This window comes from Paraburkholderia diazotrophica (assembly GCF_900108945.1).
In the GTDB taxonomy this organism is placed as follows: domain Bacteria; phylum Pseudomonadota; class Gammaproteobacteria; order Burkholderiales; family Burkholderiaceae; genus Paraburkholderia; species Paraburkholderia diazotrophica.
On sequence record NZ_FNYE01000004.1, the window covers coordinates 190,974 to 214,142 of the forward strand.

The window sequence follows — 23,169 nt, forward strand, 5'->3', positions numbered from 1 at the left end:
TCCGTCGCTGTCCGACGGGATGCCGGAACAGGGAACAACAGATTCAAGATCTGTTGCTTGACACTCGCCGTGCACCTATCCGTGAGGGTTTCCGGAACGTGCGTGATCGCCCGGGCGCAGGTCGGGCGCACCGACACGAACGAGCGGGAACTCGCACGGAAGGCCCCATATGCGACGACCGAGTTCGTCAGAGAGAACCGGCCGGCCGAATCGGCGAAAATTTGGAGCTTACTGCTACTATAGTCGGCACGACCATTCGTCGATGCCACAACATACAGGCGCCGGGGCTATGAGAAGCAGAAGCACGTTCAACGAGTCTGAGGCGCCTTGTCGCGAAAGACCAGTGCCGACTCTTCGGTACAAAAGCACGTTCGCGGACAGCTAAGAACCCTCGGATTCTACGTGAGCGACTTCCCGCGTGATGCCGAGGGATTCACCGTCACTGATTTCGACAATCTCGTGGGCGGCGGAACTATTTCGATCATTTGCGCCGAGTTGAACTCCTCGGAGCTCCCCATGTCGGACACGTCGCTGCCACCCAAAAGCGTACGCGAATAGCCGCATCGGATCCCGCCATACCAGCGGCTTACTGACATTGGGTGTAAGTCTGGCTCCCGTTCTGTTGCGATACGCAGTTATGTGACGGCTTGCCGTTCACCGCTCCAAGAATGCCTGCCATTGCACGGGCTCGTGTTGCACGTTCGAAAGTATTATGACCACCGTTGATGTACTCGAGCGCCTGATCGTACTGCTGTTGCTCCTGTCGGGACGTTTGATTTCGCTGCACTGGGTGTGCGCCGCCGATCCATTGCGCGTGCACGGACATCGAAATGCTCGATGCGAGTACAAACGTGAATGTAACGACTGTAGTTTTCATTATCGCCCCCATCTGTGTATCCGCTCGAATGGCGGTCAGAATCCCACCTTTTGATGGCTGGTCCAGGCCATCACGTGAGCCGCATTCTCATCAGACCGAAGGCAGCGGTCTGTGTGCTAACGAACACGCTAGATGAGCCCATGCCAGCACTGGGCCACTTGCTGCTCATAACGCGGTCCCGGACCCTCAGCCGCAAGCGGTTGCGATATGTGTGCTAGCGCACATAAGAAAGCTCGATGCAAAAATTACAGAATAGTCTTGGAAGATAGACAACCCGGCCAATGTCTGAGACGGACGCGAGAACCGTGACTCATTAGGGCTTTCGATCAAGGCGAGCGCGCAGTTCGCAATTGCACTAGTTAAAGACATCGTCAAACCTAGCATAAGCGATTCAACTCGTTCGAGAGTCCGATGCACCAGTTTTTGCCGACGGGGCAATGAGGGTAGAACGACCTCAAAGGACAAGCCGTGGCCATCAACAATCCGCAGGAACTTGAATCACAAGGTACCGCCCGCGCACCGGAAATACCCGCCGTCACTCGGTTCTGGCTCTTGGGGGTCGCAGTTCTCATGGCTGCAGTCGCGACATATGGGATGTGGCGACTTCACTCGGAATACCCTAAACATTGGGCGAGCATTCTTGCGCCAGTTGCCGCGACGGAATCGCCACCAATAGGTATTCAGAAGGCCCTTGAAGCTTTGGGTGATAATTCTGGACCAAAATTCGGTGCTCAGCTACCTCTCGTAGAATTCATTCAGGCAAATGGCCATCGAGTCGAAGTCTCAATGGTCGAGGGGCAATTCTTTGACCAGTCGATAGAGCCGCGCAACGTCTGGCGAGATCTCGGAGAAAGCATGCTGCTGCTTTCCTCGGTCGACGAGCGTAGAGCTAACATCGGAGAATTCAACCATGCCGCAACCGCCGGGTGCGGGATTAAGCAAGAATCACGAAGCTTTCAGGAAATCGGAACGACTTCGATTGATCCTTGTAATGATATCTATCGCAAATCCTTCCACATCCGTTGGCTCGCAAGGCTCTCAGCCATCGTTGAAACATCGGGGGACTCTGCTCGCCAGCCATGTTGGAATAGCTATGGCATTGCCGTTGCCGAGGGTGACTATCAAGCCTGCGTTAGCAATGCCGTCTCGGATGGCTTGAAATCGCTGTTTTCGGAAATGCGCCGTAAACAGCCCATCGATGCGCTGGTCATGCCGGCAGTAGGTACCGGAATAGGAAAACTGAGCAAGGCGGGTTTCTACAACAAATTTCTTGGGGAGGTATTGATCGAAGAACTCAAAAAGCCGTATGACGTCACGTCCAAAATCTACTTGCAGGTTAGGCGTGGCGAAACTCCGAATCGCTGGCCCGAAACCCGAGTTGCAATCGCACATGCCGTTTCGGCCGCGGCAACGAAGTGGGACTTCGACTCGGAGCATAAAAGTCCCGATTCTGAGTGGCTCTCTCTAACCGGCGTCGCTATCGGGTGCTGCATGATCTTGGTTTTCCTTGCCTTCGGTCGCCCTCTGAAGATCGTGTCAGATATAGCGCCCTTGATCGACCACCCGAATCCCCTGATTTTCGTTGCTTGGATTTCCGCCGCGGTGGGACTCGTAACTATGTTCAAATCGGTGGTGGAGTTTTTCCCAGCGACTTCGAGTCCATACCTGCAGGTCGTTGTAGGAATATTAACTGCATTTCTCTGTGGACCTCTGATTCGCGCAACAGATGATTTTAATAAGTCAATTAAGCTTAAAAGAAAAGCGAAATCAGAAGCCATGACCGAACGACTTATCAACGAATCGAACGAGTCAGGATCATGAACACATCGCTTATGCAGCTAGTGGTCTCTGCTTCGTCGTTGATCATCGCGACACTGTCATTACCCGCAAGAGCAGATTCCGTAACGTTTCACGCTGTGCAGTATGGTTGCGACCTCAAGATCGACGGGCACACCGAAGGACGGCTCGAGGTCGGTACAGCTAAATCGCTCGAGCTCCAAAGAGGTCGAGAATATCTGGTCGAATGCGAAAGCCACGACATCCCCGTAAAACTTTACGCACGCAGTTATGTCTTTTCTCGCGGAGACTTTCGAAACGGTCCACTTCTCAATGACGTGGTGCTCACACCGGTTGCCGTGCTCCCGAACGTCGTTCGGGCGGCTGCCATGAACCAAATCGACGTGACAAGCACCGTCGATAGCGCTGAGGTTAGTTGTCGGACCACCAAAGACCCCAAGGATCAGAGATCAAATATTACGAGTCAGGTGATTCCACAATCGCCGCATCGCATACCCAAAGGTTCACAAATTCACCTTACGGGCGCACCTATGATGCACTGTGGGGATACGAATCTAATTCAGGCAAACGTCGACGGTGCAAAGCGGTGGTTCAAGAATCGGGATTTCGCGTTTTCCTATCACGGAAAGGCTATTACACTCTTCGAGGTCAGTCAGGATCTAGAGTGCTGTTGGATCAATTAGCTTCAACTTTATCAACCTGAAGTCTCGCTAACAGGCGATCAATCTGTTGTTCAACACGCCCGGCGCCTTTACAGGTGAGGGTTTTCGGGATATGCGCGTCAATCCCGGGCGCAGGTCGGGCGCTCGTCGCTTCCAACGGTTTTCGGATAACATCAAGCATCGCCCGAGAGCGATGCGGCCGAGTACGAATCCAAGGACTATAAAAATGAAAAGATCGAGGTTACCGATTGTTTTTGCGCTGCTCCTGTTGACGGGTTGCGATGGAAAGCTGGACAACATCAACGATTGCATAGCCGGGAAGGAAAAACCGGTACCACTCCAAAAAGCGATAGAAGTCGTAAAGGCGGCCGGATTGGAGGTTCGAGAACCCGAGCCTGCCAAAGCAAACGAGCCATCGCCGCCTCGTCAATTCATGCTTCTGTGTGTTACAACGGTTCAAGGACAACGACTCACTCAATCCCTTTCTGTTGACCTGGATGCCAGAACCGTAAACGGCGCATCTGCTGATATCACCCCCGACCAAATCAAATGGTCGACGCCCGAGCGCAATCCCTACAACGGAACGCAGACTAAGGACGTACATAGTCTGAATCGCCTCAACGGTGACTATCGCTCATATACGGAAGGAGCTATATACGCGGCTCCGCCGCCGACGTATGGGTGTACAACCGCGCCCAAACCTGCCTTTTGATTGACGCACTGAACGAAACCGCCTCACCTCAACGGCCGGCGTTCGCTCCGCTATCGCGCGCACGAAAAGAGGTACCCAAAGCCTTCAGAGCTGGATAGGATGTCGATGCGATAACAACAAACGGGGTTCTGTATGGCGTACGGCAAAAAGGCTTTGGGCGCGATCGCGCTAGCCGCTGCGTTGCTCGCCGGCGCGAATGCAGCCAGCGCGCGCGAGATCGCAATCTTCCCGGGCAACGGGGACATGGATCCGACCATCCTCACCAACGAGCAATGCACGCCCGGAAAGCCCGGCGACGGCCTGCGTGCGATCGTTCAGCTGCGCGGCCGAGGAGATTTCGAGTCCTGCTGGCACAAGACTGACAGAACACCCTCCGGCCTGCAGACCATCAACGGCGAGAAGCGCGTTATCGTCGTCTGCGCGCGCGCCTACGGCAAGCGCGACGGCTTTCTGACCAACGACTGCCGTTGGATCGACCAGCATTACTTCCTCGACCCGGCTACTGTGCCTCGAAGCGCATTCGACTGAGCCGGCCGCGTTCGATCCACAGGACGGCGGAACGCCACTACTGTCGAATGTTCCACTTCTCGCTGACACCTCGCATAGCGTTAATCACTCGGGTCGCAACGTCCTGATCAATGTCACTGATCGCGTCGATCAGCTCGTCGAACATCGCCTGCATGCGGGAAACGTCCCAAACGAGCTCGGAGTGCCGCATCGCAAGATTGATGTTCGTCGCCCGCATGCGATTGGCCAATGCTAGGGTCACAGGATTCTTGACTCGTCGCCGGCCGTTATCATCAACCACAACAGAGTAATCGGCCAAAAGCTTGGCATCGTCGACCATTGCAGCCATTTCGCCGAAGAAGTCGATCGCTTGACGAGTTGCAGCTCGATGATGATCCGTTAAAGGCGGTAGCGGCGCATCCGGTCGCGGTACTAGCCGTGCGGCCTCCGCAGCCATATCGCTGTCCTCGTCTCGGACCTGCCGGACCCAAGCGAGCCACGTCATCTTGCCGACGCCCGGAAACCTTTCGCGCGCCTTGCGCGGCCCCTCGACTGCGCCGTATTCGCCGATGTGCCTGCGGATTTCGATAAGAGCTCGAGCGCGCTCCGGATGTGATGGACGGGCCATGATGCTATTTCTAAAGGGTTTATAAACAAAGATACATTCACGACCGCGCGCACTGCTAGACCCTTGCGCGGCGGCGCTTCCCGGCTCGCGGATGGTTTAGAAACGCCCCCCGAAGACGGCGGAAATTGATCAAACATGGTTAATGCATTCCGCGCACGTTTGGGCTACGATATCTTCATCGCTGAGACAACAGCGATCGAGATTGGCGTCTCGACTAGCAAAGGCGGACAACCGCCGCCGGCGGTATTTTTTCGTCCGCACATCGAGCTCCTATGGCTGGGACTTGGTGAGGGAGCGCTTGCGCTCGCCGGTTCCTTTGCTCCGGTACGCCAACCTCGCCATGCTCCCGGCCACCACGATTGGCGTCGTGGGTCGGGTGACTTCACCCAGCAAAGGACTCCTCATCATGCGTCACACTATCACCGCACCCGAATTCAACACTGGCACGCCCGCCGCTCCCGGCGTTTATCGCACGTTGCGCGGCAAGCAAAGCCGCCCCACCTATTCGCTTTGGAACGGCAACGCCTGGCACTGGGACGAATTCAACCAGCAGGCCGCGCGCGAGGCGCGGTACGTCTCGAACTTCCAACGCCGCGCCTGGGCACCTGTCGAGATCCATTGATTCGCTTTCGGGCCGGCCTCGACAGCCCTCGTCCGGCCCGCATGTGACTTTGGCCTGCCGGATATATCAAACCCCGGCGCTGCGCATATATCAAACCCCGATCAAAAATATCCGGGTCGGGGTTTGACATATTTTCCCGCCGGTCAGCCCTCCCCGTTGAGCGTTCGTTTGGCCCGTGCGATCAGCTGCTCGAGCACACCTCGCTCCGCAATTAGCGCCTCATACGCCATGCGTTGCGCGGCGTCCCCGCCGGTAAGTACTGCGCCGCGCGCCGCTCCGATCAGCTGCTCGACGTGCTCGAGCCGCTCCGTCGCACGCGCAAGAATCCGCCGCTCCGCCTCGTCGCACTGCGACGCCATCGCGGCCAGCTCGCCAAGAACTTTTCGAATGTTTTCTGCGTTAGCTTGCATAGCGCCGCTACCTCAAATTTTGCTTGTCATGACCGCCACCGCGCACAGGTCAGGGACCCGGTCATAACGCCAAACCGTTGTCCAGCTTAGGTTTGCGCTCCTCTTATGACTACTATGACCATTATGACCGGTATAGATAGATATAGAGAGACATTCGTCGCTTTCATTCCATGAAGACGGATGGATGCGTATATGTAGATGTCTACGTTTCGAGAAAAACGGTCAGAGTGGTCATGTTGGTCATAACGTCCCGCAAGCCCTTATCTGGTAAGCCTTGCTGCCATGACCGTCGCCGAGGCAGCCGGGCATGACTCAATAGACCGGCCATGAAAAAGCCCGCGCAAGCGCGGGCTGATAGAGAGCGGATCCCAGCTCGACCGCTAATCGGTGATGATCATGTCGAGGGGGAAACCGATGCAGTGGCGGCTGTTCATGCTGCCAAACGACTTCTTGATTCGAACCGGAGCGCCGGTCTTCTTGCTAGCGCCTCGCGGCAAAAAGTTCCCCGGTATCTGTTCGAGGCGCCCGGCGAACCCGGTCTCGAGTGTGGTTCCCTTGAGCGCCTTGTCTCTGTCAGGAAATTCGCCGGTCCCGATGTACACGACGCCCGGATCGAGATCCGCATTCACCCCATACCGATTCAGCGCAGCCTTCGCCTGCTGTTTGCTGATCCTGACCAAACAGTCATCGTCCATTCGTCCGTGTACGATGCGCACGAGCTCGTATAGCGTGGCCCTCGCGCCAACGTCGACATCGACCGATCGCCCAAAGAACGTGCTGAGCGTGGTGTCATCGACGTGACCAGGATCGCGGTCCTCAAAGCGCTCCGACCATTCAAAACCGTCGATCATCTGCTCCGCATCCGAGCGCGTCACCGGCTCGTGTGTGAGCAGTGCCCATGCGCCGGCCAGCAATGTGCCGTACTGGTCGCCATCGCGCTGCGAGCCGAAGCGCGTCGCCGCGACCTCCGCGAACACCTCGATGTTTTTCTGAATCACGGGGAGCAGCGTCAGCGCACGGCGCATGAGACGCGCGGCGATCGTCGGATCGCGCTTGATCAGGTACAAATCCTCCTTTAACGCCTTCCACGACTCTGCCGTATCTGTCTCGCCGTCGCGCTTCGGGCGCATCGCGAGCACAGCCAAACGTTCGACGTCGGCCTGATGCTTGATTCCGACCTGGATCGACGCAAGGCAGAACATCGAGCGGATATGAAACGACATCGATTCGCCGCCGGCCGTGCCCTTGAGCGTGCGCGCCTCCGACTCCGTCGACGCCTGGCGGATCAGCGACAGCACGTTCTGGATCCGGCGGATGTCGCCCTCCTCATTCGATTCGGACTCGTCGAACAGCACCGGCCGCGCGTCCGTGCGCAAGGTTTGCCGAAAACCCGCCTCGGACGAATTGCCCTGCGCAAAGAGGTCACTCCCGTTCATCAACGGGTGCACGAACTCATTGAGCACGGTCGACTTGCCGCAGCCGGCGCCGCCCGTCAGCCACACGTGCGGCCGCCAGCGCAGCGCACCGCATAGCGGCGCGAGCATGACGAAACCCGCGAGCAGCGCAGCCGACCCAGGCGTCGTCCAGCGGAAGCGCTTCGCAATATTGAAAATGCGCTTGCCGTCTTCGTCCGACAGTGCTTCGTCCGCAGGACGCGGCAGCGCCATGTTTCGTGGATACGTGTAGCGCGACGTGATTTGCGAGACTGGAGTGTCGACGCCGTTGACCGAAAGCGTGTCTCCATGATGAAAGACGACACGCCCGTCGTCGATCCAGGCGCCGCGACCGCGCACATTCGAAGGATCGAATACTCCGCGTTTGAATGCGGTCCCTGCTAGGAACGCGATGGCCGAACGCTTATCGATGCCCTTCTCACGTCCATTAGGGAAGTGGCGCTCCCACCAATTGATGTTTGGGTACAACGACATCAGATGACCTTCATTGATGGTCGATGCATTCAGTTTGACAATCGTCAAGCTCGAGTGCGAGAAGACGTGGATTGTGACGCCGTCGAGACCATGTCCAAGAACACGAAAGCCGTGCTCCCGCGACTCGTCGGCATCATCCGCCTGCGCCGCGTCCACCTCTGCGGACGCTTCCGCCTCCATCGCTACGTTCGCAGCCGACTGCGCCCGCCCGAGCACCTCCTGCGTCTTGGCGACCGCCCACTGCGCCCACGGCGCTTCGAGTTCTGCGTCATCCTCATCAACAGCCGGCGCTGACGCCTGCTCGATTGCTTCGCGCACGGCGTCAACACCTTCGAGCACCGCCAGATCATTGAAATCCGTCGGCCGCCGATCGTCGTGCGATGCGTCGAACTGCGGCACCGCCAACTTTCCGTGAAACGCCGCTGCAGCGGCGCGCGCCGACTTCAAACCTGGATTCCCGGCCGTCCATCGATCGTTGTCCGCACAGAAGACCAAAATCGCCTCCCGCAATTTGTCCATCGTGCGAAGAGCGGCCGCGACGGGCTCGAGATTGCCGGCCGAGAGAGCCCCCACGACCGCGTGCTTCGTCGCGACGTGTAGAGACGCCGCCGTTGCAAAGCCCTCACAGATCAAGACGACGGGCCTACCCTCTACCGATTTAGGCTGTCCGATGGTGAAGAAGTTGCCACGCAGTTGGCCGCCTGGAGAGAAATCCTTGCTGCGGCCAAGAAAATTGTCGGAGCCGTCAAAGATCGCCTGCAGCATACGGGTCTCGCCCGCCGCATCACGAATGCGGATCAACAACGCGTTTTCGATCGTGCGCACTTCGCCCGTCGTCGGGTCGCGCCGCGCCCACGTGCCGACGCGCGCACCGCACGGTGTGATCCTTTTGAAGACCAGGTATGGGTGGCCGTCAACGCCACACTCGCGTGCGTCGCCCCACTGGCGCTTGGCATATTCCGCGACCTTCGCCTGCCGCTCGGCGGCCTTCAACGCCTCGGCTGCCTGCCGCTTGGCGCGATCATGGTTGCGTCGGATGAGTTCCTCTGCAGATGGTACTTCACCGGATATTTGCGGACTCCAACCGCCGTCGCGGGCCAGACGTGCAATCGTGGCGAACGTCTTGGGATTGCTGCTCGAAGTGCCTTTGATGGAACGCCACGTCGCCCGCGTGCCGTGATGATCGTATCGGTCGGGATCGACGACGCCTTGCGACCACGAGTCGAACAGATCGAAGGCCGCATCGCCGAACTCGTTATAGAGTGCCGCGCCGATACCGAACCACTCGTTGCGATCGCAATCCGGCGAGACGTATATCAGCGCGTCGCGCGCTTCCTCGAGCGTCGCCGGTGCAAACGGCCGCTGGGGTCGTTCGACAATCGCCTGCGGAGCCTCATTCATGAGCAGCCCCCGAATCGACGATGTCAAGGTATTTTCTATAAAAATTAGTTGTGCGAACGTGACGCCGCACGAGCCATGCTGTAAAATCCATCACTGTAGATTCCCAAGCCGGTGTCCCGCGTCCAACGGGCCCGGCTTTCTTATTTGCCGACGAAACACCGGAGATTAAACACTGCGGCATGAGCCGCCCTGCTGACCCTGCCTAGTGGGCCGATGTCGCGATCCTACCGGCGCCGCCCGGAAACCGGTAGCCGTTGACGCCGGCCGGCGAAGGTGTCTGATTCGTGACAACCACCCGCAAATCCTTGCCCGACGGACGTCCAGCCATCACGACGCCCGATCAAACTTTTTCGCTACCGGGTCAACGACCTACATCAGCGTCAGCCAGCATCGCGCCGCGCATACGCCGAGCGACGGCGATCGCCCAGCATGTCCAGCCGACGGTATATTTCGCGTTGCCCGTCCTCAATCTGCCGTTCGGCAAAGACATCGGCAACCGCCTGACGCGCCAACTCGATGGACGCGTTACCGAGCAGCAAAAACCGGCCACAGCACGCTTCAAACCGAGCGGCATCGAATCGGCCAATGCCGGTGTGCTGCGCCACCTTTAAAAGCACAATCACGAGCTCGAACGGGCTCGCGCAATCTAGCGCCTGGCCGTTGGCGCACACGGTTACTCGCGCCGGCACCCGGCGGTCCCAAAAGGCTCGCAGACCCTGCTGCTTCTCCGTCGGCACGTCGCATGGCGGATCCCATTCAATGCCCCTCTCGTCCGACCGGAAAGATTCCCAGCCCATCGCAGTGAACCACGGGTCAATCATCCCAGCAGCGACCTCGTTTACATCGTCGGCGCTAAGAGTCGCCGGATCAAAGCCGGGCGCCGGGTCGAACCAGTTGAAACTCGTCATCAGATTTGCTCCGCAGCGGAAATATTATTCGTTAACATCCCAAAACTCTCGGTCACCCACCCGCGCACGACGCGCTCGAGCTCGCCTGGGTCGCGACGCTCCGCCTCGAAGTCGTCCGCAGACCGCCAGCTTCGTCGCGGCGCATAACGCTGCTCGTCGCGCTCGTTATCCTCTTCAAGATCGTCCGCCTCGGTCATGCTCGGCACCTGCGCCAGTTCAACGCGCACAAGCGACGCCCGGTCGACGGGCTTGTCAGCGAGCCACGAGCGTACATCGGACGCGAGCCATAGGCGCGTCCCGCGCGGCGTCAGCGTGAACGGCCGGGGCAACTCCTTTCGCTTGTCCATTCCCGCGAACACGCCCGGTGAGACCTCCAAGGCACGTCGCAAATCGCCGTGAGTCATCAGCCGCAGCGGATCAGGGTCTGTCAGCGGATCGCCCGGATCGCAGCCGACCGCGCGGTCGTCCCGCTCGAGCAGAACGTCGCCAAGACTGAGCTCTGTCATTGCGACGCCCCTTCCGCGCGACGCGCGACGAGCCATGCCTCAATGTCGGCCAGCCAAAACCGCAGAGCACGGCTACCGAGCCGCGCGGGCTGCGGAAACTGCCCGGCTTTTCGCATGCGAAAGATCGTCGCCCGGCTGATGCCCGTCATTGCGATCACGGACTCGAGCCCAACGACACGAACGTCATTCATACGCCTCTCCTATCTTGCGGACGCGGCGCGTCCACCGCCGATAGTTTTTTGTCACGACGCGTGAGACTCGCGGAGACGCAAGGATTTTTTTGTAGACACAGGGAGACGCACAGAGACGGCAAACAGTACTAAAACGACTGGCTGGCCGTCCTCGTCGTCGGGTTTCTCGCCGGCATCGTATGGGGCCTTACGAGGCAGCGACAGCGAACCCCGCAGACGAAGGCTGGGAGGACATTCCGACTCAGAATGGCGCCGAACGGCTTCTACGCAGCGTTGACGGGCAAGGCCGCACGAGCGTCCATATACGGAAGAAGGTGTTTCAGGACGGCAAGCGCGTGTAGCAGAAGCGCGAAGGCGAGCCTCGGCCGGGTTTTTTCAGTAATGGCGAGAGACGAAGCACACGATCTCGGCGGGTATCGCTCGTAACAGATCGTCGCGCCGGCGACAGCCTGAGTCTCGGTTGACCGAGGACATGGCGGAAACTGCCAGTGGGGGAGCACACATTGGCAAGGGCGATATTTGGGCGCGCTCGCTAAGCTGAAATATCCAAACACGCCGCTTGCAATGTCAATGGCCGCTCTCTCTTTCTGTCTGTCGGCTGTGATGGCTGGCGCGGGATTCGGCACGTCAAACCTCTTTGGCACGCTGTTCGACTGGTCGGGCGTGCTCCTTCTGTTCCTGACGTTCTTTTTCGAAGCGGTCGAAGGAGCTTGATCGAGGACGACCAGCGGCCGAGCGTCCATTTGATTAGTTCCCGGAGCATGAAGTCGTCGCGTTTCGTCGGTTAACCCCTTATGCGCTTGTTCTGTGGTGGCCATGAAAACGCAATTGCCCCCCTCGGAAATGCCTTTGTCACTTCTTCGGCGTTAGCGCTGATATAGCGCTCCGACCGTTCCGGTCATTCGAACGGTACCCAAGAAACGCCGTCACTGCCATCGCGCTTCCACTTTTCGCGTACATGGGCCGCGCGCGAAATCGCAGGAAAAGGCTATGGGGCGTCCGTCCGCTCTTACACAAGCGCAACAGGCCGAAGCGCGCCAGAAATTGGCGGCAGGAGTGCCAGTCATCCGGCTCGCGCACGACTACAATACGACGCGCCAGACGATCATGCGCGTGCGCCAGAAGGCGATCACGGCGTAGCGATCGCAATCATCAAACCCGATCTTGGAGGAGTTGTCGATGACCGTTAAATGTCCGCCGCTGTATTCCGTTTGGGAGAACGACAAAGGCGGGAAAATCTTTGTCGAGCACGTCTACGACGAAGCGACCGATCCGGAGGTCGAGCTCGAAGAAGGCGATGAGCCGCAATTTTTTGTGACGGTCGTACCGTACTCCGATCGCAACAACATGGATGCCGGAGCTGATGAGCTCGACGCTGAGCGTGGGCCGAACTCATTCGCGTCGACGGAATCAGGCAAACCGGGATCGAGCCGCCGGACAGCAACTGAAAGCAACTACTTTGTTCTGGTGCCTCGACGACAGCGTCGACTAGGATGGACGGCATCTCAACCGGAGGTGTCACGTGAATACCTACAACGAAGTGCGGAACCGCGTGCAACAGCGCATAGGACGAGTGATGCAGCCGTGCTGGATCGCAGATACGAAAGAGAAGAACGGGATACGGCTGCGGTCAACCCGCACGGCGCCACGCAAGCATCCCTGCCCACCCCGATATCAATCAGAGATTGAAGAGGCGCTGCGGTATTTTGGCGTGCTGCCGCCGTGTACGCGAGCGCTGCAACCTTGAATCTGCTGCGCCCGATCTTGCGCCCGAAACCGACTCGAACGTGTCAGGAAGCCAGCCAGTAGCGCTTGACGGGCAGTCGCCAACAGATTCCATGTCTGCTGGCGATTCCCTTTAAAAACAATAGCTTGCATAGCATTTCGCCTCACCATATAATCCGCCGAGTAATAGCAGTCTCGAGGACCGAAGGCATGGCGAAAACAACCGACGACGCAGAGATTCACACGGATATCCGGCATCAGACCGACGAGCAAGCCTTTGACCGTTTCATGCAACGCATGGACAGTCTGACCGACGGTCTGCCGAAACCGACCGACGACGCAGCAGGGATGCAGCTCGTGATCGCCAGGCTCGACCGGATCATTACAGCGCTTGAAAAACCGCGACTCACGCCAGAGCAGACACTATGGAGCTCGGAGCAGATCGCCAACTGGCTCGGCGCGTCAAAGCAGACCATTGAGGCGCGCGTGGTCACGCGCCCGGGATTTCCCACCGCCCTGCGAGCAGTCGACTCGAAGCAGGCTCAGCGCCGCTGGTTCGCCAGTGACGTGATGGAGTGGGCGCGTACCACAGCCGGCACCCTTCCGGCATCGAGACCGGGACGCCGGCGCAAGGCCGCCTAATCCAGCCGCGCCGCCAGTTCGGCGGCCGTCTCATCGTAGTAGATCATTAGCGACTGGATATCCCGGTGCCCGATCATCTTGGCCAACGCCAAGACATTGAGCTTGCGCGACAGGCGCGTGGTCGCCTCGTGCCGCGAGTCATGGAAATTCAAGTCTGCGAATTCCGGTTTCTCCTTCGCGACCTTTGCCCTCACCTTTCGCCACAGCGCGTCCACGCTCGCCTGCGAGATCGGAAAGCAACGCGACTCGTCTTTCACGTGCGGCAGCCGCTCGAACAACTCCATTGCCCGGCCCGATAGCGGGACGTCGCGTGCATCGCCGTTCTTCGATTTCGGGATGTGCACGTAGCGGTGGGCCAGATGGAGATTCGCACGCGTCGTGGCAACAATCTCACCCTGTCGCATCCCGGTCTCGAGCGCAATAAGAAACGCGATCGCGGTGTACTGCTGCGTCGTACGGATCTCGCCGTCATCCGTCAGCCCAAGTCCCGCCGTCATTACCTTTGCCTCGTCGTCCGACACGCGGCGCCTCCTGGGTGGCGGATCCTTCGGACGCTTCACCTCATGCACCGGGTTCGTGTGAATCCACTTCCATTCGTTTCGCGCAGCCTCAAAAACTGCAGAAAGCAGGTTCATATCCCGATTGACCGTCGAATTCTTGACGACTTTCAGCCGGGCGTCGCGCCACTCCGCGACCTGCTCCGGTTTCACGTTTCGCACCAGCACGCCGACGAAATCCATGTTCTCCTTGAAGAAAGCGATCCGCGTCACGTTCCAGTCGTGCTTGCCCATGCTGGGCGAGACCTTTTCGAGGTACTCATCCATTGCATCCGCGAGCGTCTTCTGAACCTTAGAGTAAGAACGGCGCCGACCCGCGTCGATTTCAGCCTCGAGCTGGGTTGCCCAGGTGACTGCCTCGGCTTTGGTGTCGAACGTGCGCGACTCGCGGATCCCGGCTTTCGCGACTTCCGCCCGCCATGTTCCGCCGCGTTTCCTGTAGCTGGCCATGTCCCTTCCCCGTTGGCGTAAATTTGGCGTAAAGGATACAGGAAAGTTGGTGAATTCTGAGGGAATTTGGAATCGAACCCGCACCGGAGAACTGGCCGAGGAGCCGCCACTGTATTGGCTTTGATGGACTTTGAAGAATTTTGACGTAGTTTGACAGGAGCGCTGCCGATTCCTGTCGGGGGGACCAGACACCAGTTCGGTGACGGAAGGCGCCCCAGTAAAGAACCCGCAACAGCTTACGCTGTGCGGGTTTTTTATTGGCTGCAATGCCGGCGTCGCATCGGACGCCGACACTTCGACTGCGATACGCCGTCTAGCGCCGGCGTGAGATCCGAACCGGCGCAAGTTGTTGCTGGTCCCGACGATCGAAGAATCGGGCGAGCGCGAACAGCGACGCGGCCGTCAGCGGCCAAAGCACGAGGAAGGTAACGAGCATGATCGGCTCCAAAAGCGAAATATCTAGCTTGAGTCTACCGGCTCGCCGGTCGGAGAGAATCATCGGAATTGCCAAAACACCGTTCCCTTTTTGATAACAAAAGGGCGCGCGACGCTGCAGACGACGGCGTGGCGCGGATCGTGCGGCGGTTTCGCGGACTGCACGCGTCGGGTCGCCCTCGACCGTCCGTGACAAAATCACGCACTTTGCGCAACGCGCGCCAAGACTACGAAGGACACTTTCCATGGACATCAACAAGCAAGTCGCCGCCCTCACCGCTTCGGAACTGCAGACGGCGGGCGCAAGCCAGGCGACGGCCATCGCCGTCAGCGTGCTGCTGCGCCATCTGAGTTCGCCCGAATTGTCGAAGCTGCTCAACTCGGCGTTCGAGAATCATCAGGCGGTGATGCTGCAAACGCCGTGGCCGGAGCAAATGCTGCAAGCGTTCGAAGCGACACGGCGATTCCTCGAAGGCGCTGCTGCCCAGCCGCCCGCGAGTCCGACGAATCCAGCCGATCCCGACGCGCCCGCCTGATACACCGTCCAGCGGCGTGCTGCCCGGTTGCACTGCTCCGACGCGCTGGCAGCCGCCTGTTATGCAGCGAACCCGCCACACAACACGAGCCGCTGGGCGCGAGGCGGTACGAAAATGCCACGCACGCCATCCTGCGCCCGACGCCCGCCTGCGCCAGCCTCGAATCCCCCGCACCGCCGCCCGACCAGTGTGCGTTCTCCCACCTAACCCGCTATTTGTCTGAAGACGAGCGGGCGGCATCTTCTTATCATTTCGTCACTCCTCCGATACGTCGGGTTGAAGAGATGCGCTACCCATACAACCTCGCTGTCGCCGCTGGCCTGATGATCGTGGTGCTCATGTGCAGCCTCGCGCTGGCGCTGACGTGACTCGACCGTGCAGCGCAGGCGAACGCCGTCCACATTGGCGCGCCGGCTGGACCGAAAAAAATATTTCACGGGACCCTAAAGTTTTCCCGGCCCCTGCCGTAGTGCGGGCATGGACAACTTCCTCACTTCATCGGCGGGATCGTTCAAATCGACTCTGATCGATCAGGACATCGCGCACATTGCCCGCGTTATGCGGCCTTCAATGCACGGCGACCTGGGTGGGGCAATTTTCCCAGCCGTCTACTGGCGAAAGCGGCTCTTCGAGCTGCTTGAAGCTGAGCATCTGACCAACTCGCAACTTTGCGCAATCGACGACTTGCTGCTGCAACTCGACGACCTCTGCGCGAAGGAACTGGCTCCGCTGCCTGTGGCGACCGCGCAGCCCGCGGCCTCGCGCGACGCGAACCGGCATCGCGTGCGCCGCCGGCGCTGAGCGCGCGAGTCCGACGACGAGTGTGACCACAGGCGGCTGGCCGCCCAGCCGCAGGGTGAACGCGCCTCGCGCATTTGACATTGGTTGACCCGCCACGCGCGTCCATCCACGATGCTGCTCGCGGCAGCGCGAACACCCGGCGGCACGGCGACAGCGCAAGCTGGCGCGCCGCCGGGGCTGCCCCCTTCCTGAATCATCGCCGCCGTCAAAACATCCAGGCTGGGTGTTTTCTCCGCCGACCGCGCAACGATCGCAAATTGGGGACATTAATAGGTCATAATGTCCGCAAAAATACCCAGCAAGGACTCCTGTGACCCAGGCTTCGCCGCTCGACCTGCTGAAGCAGGCGCGCACCCGCTTCACACAAAAAGAAATCGCCGCGCATGTCGGCAAGGACATCAAGACGGTGCGCCGCTGGGAAAAAGGCGAAACGCCTTGTCCCGCAATGCTCGAACCGTCACTGCGCGCGCTGCTGTATTCCACGGCTGGGCAAGGTTTCTCGGCAGCAACGGGCGACCATTCGCGCCTGCGCTTCATCGATCTGTTCGCGGGGATCGGCGGAATTCGCATGGGCTTCGAGGCGCACGGCGCGCAATGCGTGTTCACGAGCGAGTGGAACGATTTCTCGCAGAAGACGTACTGCGAAAATTTCCGTGACGAACCCGCGAAACGCGAAGGCGCCGGGCACCACACGCTAATCGGCGACATCGTCACCTTTCCCGCCGAAGACGTTCCCGCACACGACATCCTGCTCGGCGGCTTTCCCTGCCAGCCGTTTTCGATCGCCGGCGTCAGCAAAAAGAACGCGCTCGGCCGCCCGCACGGCTTCGAGTGCGCGACGCAGGGCACGCTCTTTTTCGACGTCGCGCGCATCATCGCCGCGCGCCGCCCGGCTGCGTTCCTTTTGGAAAACGTGAAGAATCTGCTGTCGCACGACAAGGGCCGCACGTTCGACGTAATCCTGCAGACGCTGCGCGACGAGCTCGGCTACGAAGTGCATTACCGCGTGATCGACGGCGCACATTTCACGCCGCAGCATCGCGAGCGGATCATCATCGTCGGCTTTCGCGGCAAGACGTCGTTCACCTGGGACGACCTGCGGCTGCCAGAAGAAGGGCCGCGTCTCGCGTCGATCCTGCACAGGACGGACGGCACGGAGCCCGTTCTGCCGTGGGATGGCGAGCGTTTCTTCGATCACGCCGCCCGCCACGTTCAACCGAAGTACACGCTGACGCCCAAGCTCTGGACCTACCTGCAGAACTACGCGGACAAGCACCGCGCAGCCGGCAACGGCTTCGGGTACGGGATGGCGTATCCGCAAAGCGTGACGCGCACGCTGTCGGCGCGGTATCACAAGGACGGCTCGGAGATTCTCGTCTACCAGGGCGAGCGGCAACGCCCGCGCCGCCTGACCCCGCGCGAATGCGCGAGACTGATGGGCTTTCCCGATACGTACCGCATTCCCGTTAGCGACACGCAGGCGTATCGCCAGTTCGGCAACAGCGTCGTTGTGCCCGTGATGCGCGAAGTCGCGCGGATCATGCTGCCGCACGTGCTGGCGCTCACTCGCGCGACGCACGCCGATAGTGCGGTGGAGCTGGCCGCCTGATGATCGATATCGTCGACGCCGCTACGCGCAGCCGGATGATGTCCGGCATTCGCGGACGCAACACGAAGCCCGAGATCCTGATCCGCAGCCTGCTGCATCGGCGCGGCTTCCGCTTCCGGCTCGACGCACGCGATCTGCCCGGCCGTCCCGACATCGTGCTGCCACGCTACCGCGCCGTGATCTTCGTGCATGGCTGCTTCTGGCACGGTCACGATTGTCATCTCTTCAAATGGCCGCAGACGCGCCCGGACTTCTGGCGCGAAAAAATCGGCCGCAATCGGGCGAACGACGAGAAGGCCCTGGCCGCGCTGCTCGATGGCGGCTGGCGCGTCGCGACGGTGTGGGAATGTGCCTTGCGCGGAGCGAACCGGGATATCGACGGCGTTCTGCAGCGGCTCATCGACTGGCTGCACGGCGACGCGCCGCTGCACGAGGAACGCGCCTGACGCACCGCTTGCCGCGCCGCTTGCCGCACCGCTTGCCCGCGCCGCTTGTTGCACCGCTTGCTGCACCGCTTGCCCGCGCCCTTGCCGCATCGCCAGAGAGACCAGCCGCCGCGCGTTCACTGGCGAACATTGCAAGGCGCCGGTGCTACACTCGATTGACCCGCTGAACTCTTTCCAGCGGTCTTTCAGCGGCTTCCGTCCAATCCTGGAACCCCCTTGAAGGAGGCACACGATGGCTGATTTCCGAATCTGGTCGGACGACTTCCCCCCCAACGGCTTCATGCCGAAAGCGCAGGAGATGAACGACAAGTCGTTCGGCGTCGCCGGCGACGGCGAGAACGTCTCGCCGGCGTTGCAATGGGAGTCGCCACCCGCCGACACCCAGAGTTTCGCGCTCACCGTCTATGATCCCGATGCGCCCACGGGTAGCGGCTTCTGGCACTGGGTCGTCGTCAACATTCCCGCCGACACGCGCTCGCTGCCGCGCAACGCGGGCAAAGCCGACGGCAGCCTGCTGCCGCAAGGCGCGCTGCAGTTCCACAACGATTACGGCACGGTCGGCTTCGGCGGCGCCGCGCCGCCACGCGGCGACAAGCCGCATCGCTACATCTACCGCATTCACGCGCTGAAAGTGACGAATCTGCCCCTTTCCGCCGATACGACGAACGCGGTTGCACGCTTCATGACGCATCTGAACGAAATCGATTCGGCGACGTACACAGGCTTGTACGAACTGAAGTAACGATGCGCGCGGGCAACGGGAGCGCGTCGCCGCGCTTCGCCTCATCCGCGCGTTCGCCGCGCAGCCCGCATGATCCGGCGTGAAGCTCCGCGCAATGGGGTTTCACGCCGAGTCCGCGCGGCCGTGCATCGTCCCGTCGACAACGGGAATCACAATCCTGAACTCTGCCGGCGGCCACGCATGGCCGCCCCGCCGTCCATCACAACAACACGATGCAAGCATCTTCTTCGAGGGACAACGGCAATACTTCCGGCGCGCCCGTCTCTGCTGCCGCGTCGCCCGCACCGGACGCCGAACTCGGCTTGCCGCTGCCGCAACGCTACTGGGCGATTCTCGTCGTCGCGCTCGGCATCACGCTCGCCGTGCTCGACAGCGCGATCGCCAACGTCGCGCTGCCGACCATCGCGCGCAATCTGCATGCGAGCGCCGCGAGTTCGATCTGGATCATCAATGCATACCAGTTGTCGGTCACGATCTCGCTGCTGCCGCTGTCGTCGCTCGGCGATCGGATCGGCTACCGGCGCGTTTATCTGAGCGGGATGGTGCTGTTCACGGTTGCGTCGCTCGGCTGCGCGCTGTCCGGCTCGCTGCCGATGCTCGCGCTCGCCCGCGTGATCCAGGGCTTCGGCGCGGCGGGCATCATGAGCGTGAACACGGCGCTCGTGCGGATGATCTATCCGCCCGCGCGCCTTGGGCGCGGCATCGCGATCAACGCGATGGTCGTGGCGATCTCGTCGGCGGTCGGGCCGACCGTGGCGTCAGGCGTGCTGTCTGTTGCGCCGTGGCCGTGGCTCTTCGCGATCAACGTGCCGATCGGCATTGCGGCAATCGCGGTTGGCCTGCGCGCGCTGCCGCGCAACGAACGCCATCCGTCGCCCTACGACTATCCGAGCGCGATCATGAACGCGTTCGTGTTCGGCCTGCTGATCTTCGCCGTCGACGGGCTCGGCCACGGCGAACGGTATGGTTTCGTTGCCGTCGAAGTGATCGCCGCGGTCGTGATCGGCTACTTCTTCGTGCGGCGGCAACTCACCCAGCCGGCGCCGCTTCTTCCCGTCGATCTGCTGAAAATTCCGATCTTCGCGCTATCTGTGGGCACGTCGGTGTGCTCGTTCTGCGCGCAGATGCTGGCGTTCGTGTCGCTGCCTTTTCTGCTGCAGAACCATCTCGGCATGTCGCAAGTGGAAACCGGCTTGCTGATGACGCCGTGGCCGCTCGTGATCGTCGGCGCCGCGCCGCTGTCGGGCGTGCTGTCGGACCGGATTTCGGCGGGCTGGCTGGGCGGCGCCGGACTCGCGACGCTCGCTGTCGGCCTGGTGCTGCTCGCGACGCTCGGCGCGCACCCGACGCCCGTCGATATCGTGTGGCGCATGGCGCTGTGCGGCGCAGGCTTCGGCCTCTTCCAGTCGCCCAATAACCGGACGATGCTGTCGGCTGCGCCGCGCCATCGCAGCGGCGGCGCGAGCGGCATGCTCGGCACGGCGCGCCTGACGGGGCAAACGCTCGGCTCGGCGCTCGTCGCGCTCGTGTTCGGCGTCGCGCCGGAGCATGGCCCCATCATCTCGCTGTATGTGGCGGCGGGCTTTTCGGCGGTGGCGTCCGTCGTCAGCACGATGCGCGTGACGCAGCATGGCGCTGCGACGGCCGCGCGATAGTTTCAGCGTGGCAGTCGCAGCGCGCCGTTTCTCCCGCCGTCCCGCCTCACACAGCCGTTTGCGCGCGAGCGGCTTCCGTCCGCGCACTTTGCGCCTATTCTTGTAGTCGAAGGTTACGACCCGCCGCCGCTCTTCGCGACGGCCAGCGGGTCTTTCGCTCTGGCCTTTGAACGATAGGGGGCGCCATGTCACTCATCGTCGCTGGACGTTTCACCACGTTCCCCGCCGCCGAAGACGCAGCACAGAAGCTCTTCGACAACGGATTTCTGGGGGAAGACGTCACGCTGTTCTTCGTCAATCCGCGCGGCCAGCACGCGCGCCATCCACTCGACGAACACGCGGGCGCACCACCCACGATTTCGAGCGCGCCGCCGCCGACGCTGCATCGCCATCAATACGCGGTGACGATCGGCGCCGTCGCGGGTGCCGTGATCGGCGTCGCGGTGTTCTCGGCGTTCGCGGCGTCGATGCCCGTCGTCGTGATCGCGGCGGGTACGGGTGCGTATCTGGGCGCGCTCGTCGGCAGGATGGTGCATGCGCGCAGCCGTCCGCTCGAGCATCACGACGTTGTGCATCACGAGTTGCGCAATTCGGGTGTGCTCGTCGCCGTGCACGTGTGCCCGGAGAATCAGATGGAAGCCGCGCGCATCCTGCGTGAAGCGGGCGGCGCGGACATCGAGCGCGCGACGGGCCGCTGGCAGCGCGGCAAATGGGCGGATTTCGATCCGCGCCAGACGCCCGTGCCGCTGACCGACCTGAACCAGCAGCAAGCCTGAGCCCGCCCGGCTGGAAACGAAAACGGCAGCCGTTACAGGCTGCCGCTTCGGCGTGCGCGCCTCGCTGGCGCACACTACGCACACGCGCTCATGCCGCACGCAGCGCGTCGAGGCGCGGGATTACGTCATGCCGTCACGTCGGCGCGCTTGACCGCCTTCTCCGTCACGGATGAAGCCGTCGCGACATGCCGCAAGTCCGCGAGGAACGTATCGCGCCACACCGACAGGTTGTTCTCGCGCAGCGGCGCCATCATGTCCGCGTGACGCGCCTGGCGCTCGGCGAGCGGCATCGACAGCGCGCGCTCCAGCGCCTCGGCCATCTGCGACAGATCGAACGGATTGACGACCAGCGCACCCGGCAACTGCTCGGCCGCGCCCGCGAACTGCGACAGCACCAGCACGCCAGGATCGGCGGGGTCTTGCGAGGCGACATACTCCTTCGCAACGAGATTCATCCCGTCGCGCAGCGGCGTCACATAGCCGACCTGCGACTGGCGGAACAGCGCCATCAGCAGATTGCGTTCGTACTTGCGGTTCAGGTACTGGATCGGCGTCCAGTCGAGCTGCGCGAAACGGCCGTTGATGCGCCCCGCCTCGCCCTCCAGGTTCTGGCGAATGCGCTGATAGGTCTGCACGTCGGAGCGCGTCGGCGGCGCGATCTGCACGAGCGACACGCGACCGTGCCAGCCGGGCGCGTTCAGCAGAAGACGCTCGAACGCCTGGAAACGCTCGACGAGCCCCTTCGAATAGTCGAGCCGGTCGACGCTCATGATCAGCTTGCGGCCGCGCATCGCGTCGCGCAGGCTGCGGACCTGCTTGCGATCGCTGAACTGTTCGGAGGCTTTCGCAATCGCGTCGGGATAGATGCCGATCGGGTAGGCGGCGACTTTCAGGAAACGGCCGTACGCGTGGATCATGTTCTCGTCGCTGAGCGTGCCGTGATTGCCGCGCTCGATGTAATCGACGAACGATTGACGGTCCGCGTCCGTCTGAAACCCGACCACGTCATAGCTGCACATGCACTTCACCAGTTCTTCGTGCGGCGGCACCGTGCGCATCACTTCGGGCACGGGAAACGGAATGTGCAGGAAAAAGCCGATCGGGTTCTTCACGCCGAGATCGCGCAGGCAGCGCGCGAACGGCAGCAGGTGATAGTCGTGGACCCAGATGATGTCGTCGGGCCTCACCAGTTCCTTCAGTTGCTGCGCGAGCGATACGTTGACGCGCAAGTAGCCCGCGTATTCCTGGCGGTCATAGCGCGACAGGTCGTTGCGATAGTGGAAAGTCGGCCACAGCGTCGCATTCGAGAAGCCGCGGTAGTACTGGTCGTAGTCGCGCTTGGTCAGGCCCACCGTCGCATAGGTCACGTTGCCCTGCTTTTCGATGACGGGCGACGACGGCTCGGCGGCGATCTCGCCGCTCCAGCCGAACCACACACCTCCCGTTTCCTTCAGGGCATCCAGCACCCCGATCGCCAGACCGCCCGCTGCGGGGCGTCCTTCCTGAGTCGGCGCGACGCGGTTTGAAACTACGATCAATCTGCTCATTGCGGCTCCACCTCATTCAGTTGACTTACATGCGGTGATACACCGGGTTACGGCACGCAAATCTCATGCCGTTTTACGCAAATTCACGGAATAAAAATG

24 protein-coding genes and 1 pseudogene are annotated in these 23,169 nt (G+C 61.0%); 16 read left to right on the forward strand and 9 right to left on the reverse strand.

Annotated elements, in window-relative coordinates; translation table 11 throughout:
• Positions 1-1,345 precede the first annotated feature (1,345 nt).
• From BMW76_RS07520 to BMW76_RS07535, 4 genes are all read left to right on the forward strand, one after another.
• Positions 1,346-2,698, forward strand: a complete 1,353-nt coding sequence (locus BMW76_RS07520; protein WP_143062225.1) for a hypothetical protein — start codon at positions 1,346-1,348, stop codon at positions 2,696-2,698.
• Positions 2,695-3,357 (forward strand): hypothetical protein, encoded by a 663-nt coding sequence (locus tag BMW76_RS07525; RefSeq protein ID WP_090864527.1) that lies wholly within the window; start codon positions 2,695-2,697, stop codon positions 3,355-3,357. The genes BMW76_RS07520 and BMW76_RS07525 overlap by 4 nt, the downstream gene beginning before the upstream one ends.
• A 205-nt stretch (positions 3,358-3,562) precedes the next feature.
• Positions 3,563-4,048, forward strand: a complete 486-nt coding sequence (locus BMW76_RS40215) for a hypothetical protein (protein WP_143062226.1) — start codon at positions 3,563-3,565, stop codon at positions 4,046-4,048.
• A 153-nt stretch (positions 4,049-4,201) separates the two neighbouring features.
• On the forward strand, positions 4,202-4,576 hold the full coding sequence (locus BMW76_RS07535; RefSeq protein ID WP_143062227.1) for a hypothetical protein: 375 nt from the start codon (positions 4,202-4,204) through the stop codon (positions 4,574-4,576).
• Positions 4,577-4,613: 37 nt separating this feature from the next.
• Here BMW76_RS07535 and BMW76_RS07540 read toward each other — a convergent pair whose 3' ends face one another.
• On the reverse strand, positions 4,614-5,183 hold the full coding sequence (locus tag BMW76_RS07540) for a hypothetical protein (RefSeq protein WP_090864530.1): 570 nt from the start codon (positions 5,181-5,183) through the stop codon (positions 4,614-4,616).
• 406 nt (positions 5,184-5,589) lie between these two features.
• Here BMW76_RS07540 and BMW76_RS07545 point away from each other — a divergent pair, with 406 nt between their 5' ends.
• Positions 5,590-5,805 (forward strand): hypothetical protein, encoded by a 216-nt coding sequence (locus BMW76_RS07545; protein WP_090864531.1) that lies wholly within the window; start codon positions 5,590-5,592, stop codon positions 5,803-5,805.
• A 143-nt stretch (positions 5,806-5,948) separates the two neighbouring features.
• On the opposite strand, the gene BMW76_RS07550 is transcribed toward BMW76_RS07545, so the two are convergent.
• The 5 genes from BMW76_RS07550 to BMW76_RS07570 form a co-directional block, all read right to left on the reverse strand.
• Positions 5,949-6,215 carry a hypothetical protein gene (locus BMW76_RS07550; protein WP_090864532.1) on the reverse strand — a complete coding sequence of 89 codons (267 nt, stop codon included), beginning with the start codon at positions 6,213-6,215 and terminating at the stop codon, positions 5,949-5,951.
• Between the two features lie 380 nt (positions 6,216-6,595).
• Positions 6,596-9,544: a PriCT-2 domain-containing protein gene (locus BMW76_RS07555; RefSeq protein ID WP_090864533.1), complete on the reverse strand. Its 2,949-nt coding sequence runs from the start codon at positions 9,542-9,544 to the stop codon at positions 6,596-6,598.
• Positions 9,545-9,924: 380 nt separating this feature from the next.
• Positions 9,925-10,452, reverse strand: a complete 528-nt coding sequence (locus BMW76_RS07560; protein WP_090864534.1) for a hypothetical protein — start codon at positions 10,450-10,452, stop codon at positions 9,925-9,927.
• Positions 10,452-10,958 carry a helix-turn-helix transcriptional regulator gene (locus tag BMW76_RS07565; protein WP_090864535.1) on the reverse strand — a complete coding sequence of 169 codons (507 nt, stop codon included), beginning with the start codon at positions 10,956-10,958 and terminating at the stop codon, positions 10,452-10,454. Before BMW76_RS07565 ends, BMW76_RS07560 begins: the two co-directional genes overlap by 1 nt.
• On the reverse strand, positions 10,955-11,149 hold the full coding sequence (locus tag BMW76_RS07570; protein WP_090864536.1) for a helix-turn-helix transcriptional regulator: 195 nt from the start codon (positions 11,147-11,149) through the stop codon (positions 10,955-10,957). The genes BMW76_RS07565 and BMW76_RS07570 overlap by 4 nt, the downstream gene beginning before the upstream one ends.
• Positions 11,150-11,719: 570 nt before the next feature.
• Between BMW76_RS07570 and BMW76_RS41025 the strand changes: the two genes are divergently transcribed.
• The 4 genes and pseudogenes from BMW76_RS41025 (at position 11,720) to BMW76_RS07580 (ending at position 13,516) form a co-directional block, all read left to right on the forward strand.
• A complete protein-coding gene (locus BMW76_RS41025) occupies positions 11,720-11,863 on the forward strand; it encodes a hypothetical protein (RefSeq protein ID WP_177200327.1) in 144 nt (47 codons plus the stop codon).
• A 252-nt stretch (positions 11,864-12,115) separates the two neighbouring features.
• Positions 12,116-12,289 (forward strand): annotated as a pseudogene (locus BMW76_RS07575) (helix-turn-helix domain-containing protein); the annotation flags it as partial.
• Positions 12,290-12,328: 39 nt separating this feature from the next.
• Positions 12,329-12,838 (forward strand): hypothetical protein, encoded by a 510-nt coding sequence (locus BMW76_RS40220; RefSeq protein ID WP_143062228.1) that lies wholly within the window; start codon positions 12,329-12,331, stop codon positions 12,836-12,838.
• A 246-nt stretch (positions 12,839-13,084) separates the two neighbouring features.
• Entirely contained in the window at positions 13,085-13,516 is a 432-nt protein-coding gene (locus tag BMW76_RS07580; protein WP_245763140.1) for a hypothetical protein, read from the forward strand.
• Here BMW76_RS07580 and BMW76_RS07585 read toward each other — a convergent pair.
• A complete protein-coding gene (locus tag BMW76_RS07585; protein WP_090864538.1) occupies positions 13,513-14,523 on the reverse strand; it encodes a tyrosine-type recombinase/integrase in 1,011 nt (336 codons plus the stop codon). The genes BMW76_RS07580 and BMW76_RS07585 overlap by 4 nt on opposite strands.
• A gap of 313 nt (positions 14,524-14,836) precedes the next feature.
• A complete protein-coding gene (locus BMW76_RS41630) occupies positions 14,837-15,022 on the reverse strand; it encodes a hypothetical protein (protein ID WP_090864539.1) in 186 nt (61 codons plus the stop codon).
• A gap of 181 nt (positions 15,023-15,203) precedes the next feature.
• On the opposite strand from BMW76_RS41630, the gene BMW76_RS07595 reads away from it, so the two are divergent.
• The 7 genes from BMW76_RS07595 (at position 15,204) to BMW76_RS07625 (ending at position 21,523) form a co-directional block, all read left to right on the forward strand.
• A complete protein-coding gene (locus BMW76_RS07595) occupies positions 15,204-15,494 on the forward strand; it encodes a hypothetical protein (protein ID WP_090864540.1) in 291 nt (96 codons plus the stop codon).
• A 477-nt stretch (positions 15,495-15,971) separates the two neighbouring features.
• On the forward strand, positions 15,972-16,295 hold the full coding sequence (locus BMW76_RS07600) for a hypothetical protein (protein ID WP_090864541.1): 324 nt from the start codon (positions 15,972-15,974) through the stop codon (positions 16,293-16,295).
• A gap of 310 nt (positions 16,296-16,605) precedes the next feature.
• Positions 16,606-17,904: a DNA (cytosine-5-)-methyltransferase gene (dcm, locus tag BMW76_RS07605; RefSeq protein WP_090864542.1), complete on the forward strand. Its 1,299-nt coding sequence runs from the start codon at positions 16,606-16,608 to the stop codon at positions 17,902-17,904.
• Positions 17,904-18,350 (forward strand): very short patch repair endonuclease, encoded by a 447-nt coding sequence (locus BMW76_RS07610; protein WP_090864543.1) that lies wholly within the window; start codon positions 17,904-17,906, stop codon positions 18,348-18,350. Before dcm ends, BMW76_RS07610 begins: the two co-directional genes overlap by 1 nt.
• A 232-nt stretch (positions 18,351-18,582) precedes the next feature.
• On the forward strand, positions 18,583-19,092 hold the full coding sequence (locus tag BMW76_RS07615; RefSeq protein ID WP_090864544.1) for a YbhB/YbcL family Raf kinase inhibitor-like protein: 510 nt from the start codon (positions 18,583-18,585) through the stop codon (positions 19,090-19,092).
• A gap of 212 nt (positions 19,093-19,304) precedes the next feature.
• Positions 19,305-20,747, forward strand: a complete 1,443-nt coding sequence (locus BMW76_RS07620; RefSeq protein ID WP_090864545.1) for an MFS transporter — start codon at positions 19,305-19,307, stop codon at positions 20,745-20,747.
• A 185-nt stretch (positions 20,748-20,932) separates the two neighbouring features.
• The gene (locus BMW76_RS07625) at positions 20,933-21,523 is read left to right on the forward strand and encodes a glycine zipper domain-containing protein (protein WP_090864546.1); all 591 of its coding nucleotides are present in this window, start codon (positions 20,933-20,935) and stop codon (positions 21,521-21,523) included.
• A 125-nt stretch (positions 21,524-21,648) separates the two neighbouring features.
• Here BMW76_RS07625 and otsA read toward each other — a convergent pair whose 3' ends face one another.
• The gene (gene otsA, locus BMW76_RS07630; RefSeq protein ID WP_090864547.1) at positions 21,649-23,070 is read right to left on the reverse strand and encodes an alpha,alpha-trehalose-phosphate synthase (UDP-forming); all 1,422 of its coding nucleotides are present in this window, start codon (positions 23,068-23,070) and stop codon (positions 21,649-21,651) included.
• Positions 23,071-23,169: the final 99 nt, after the last annotated feature.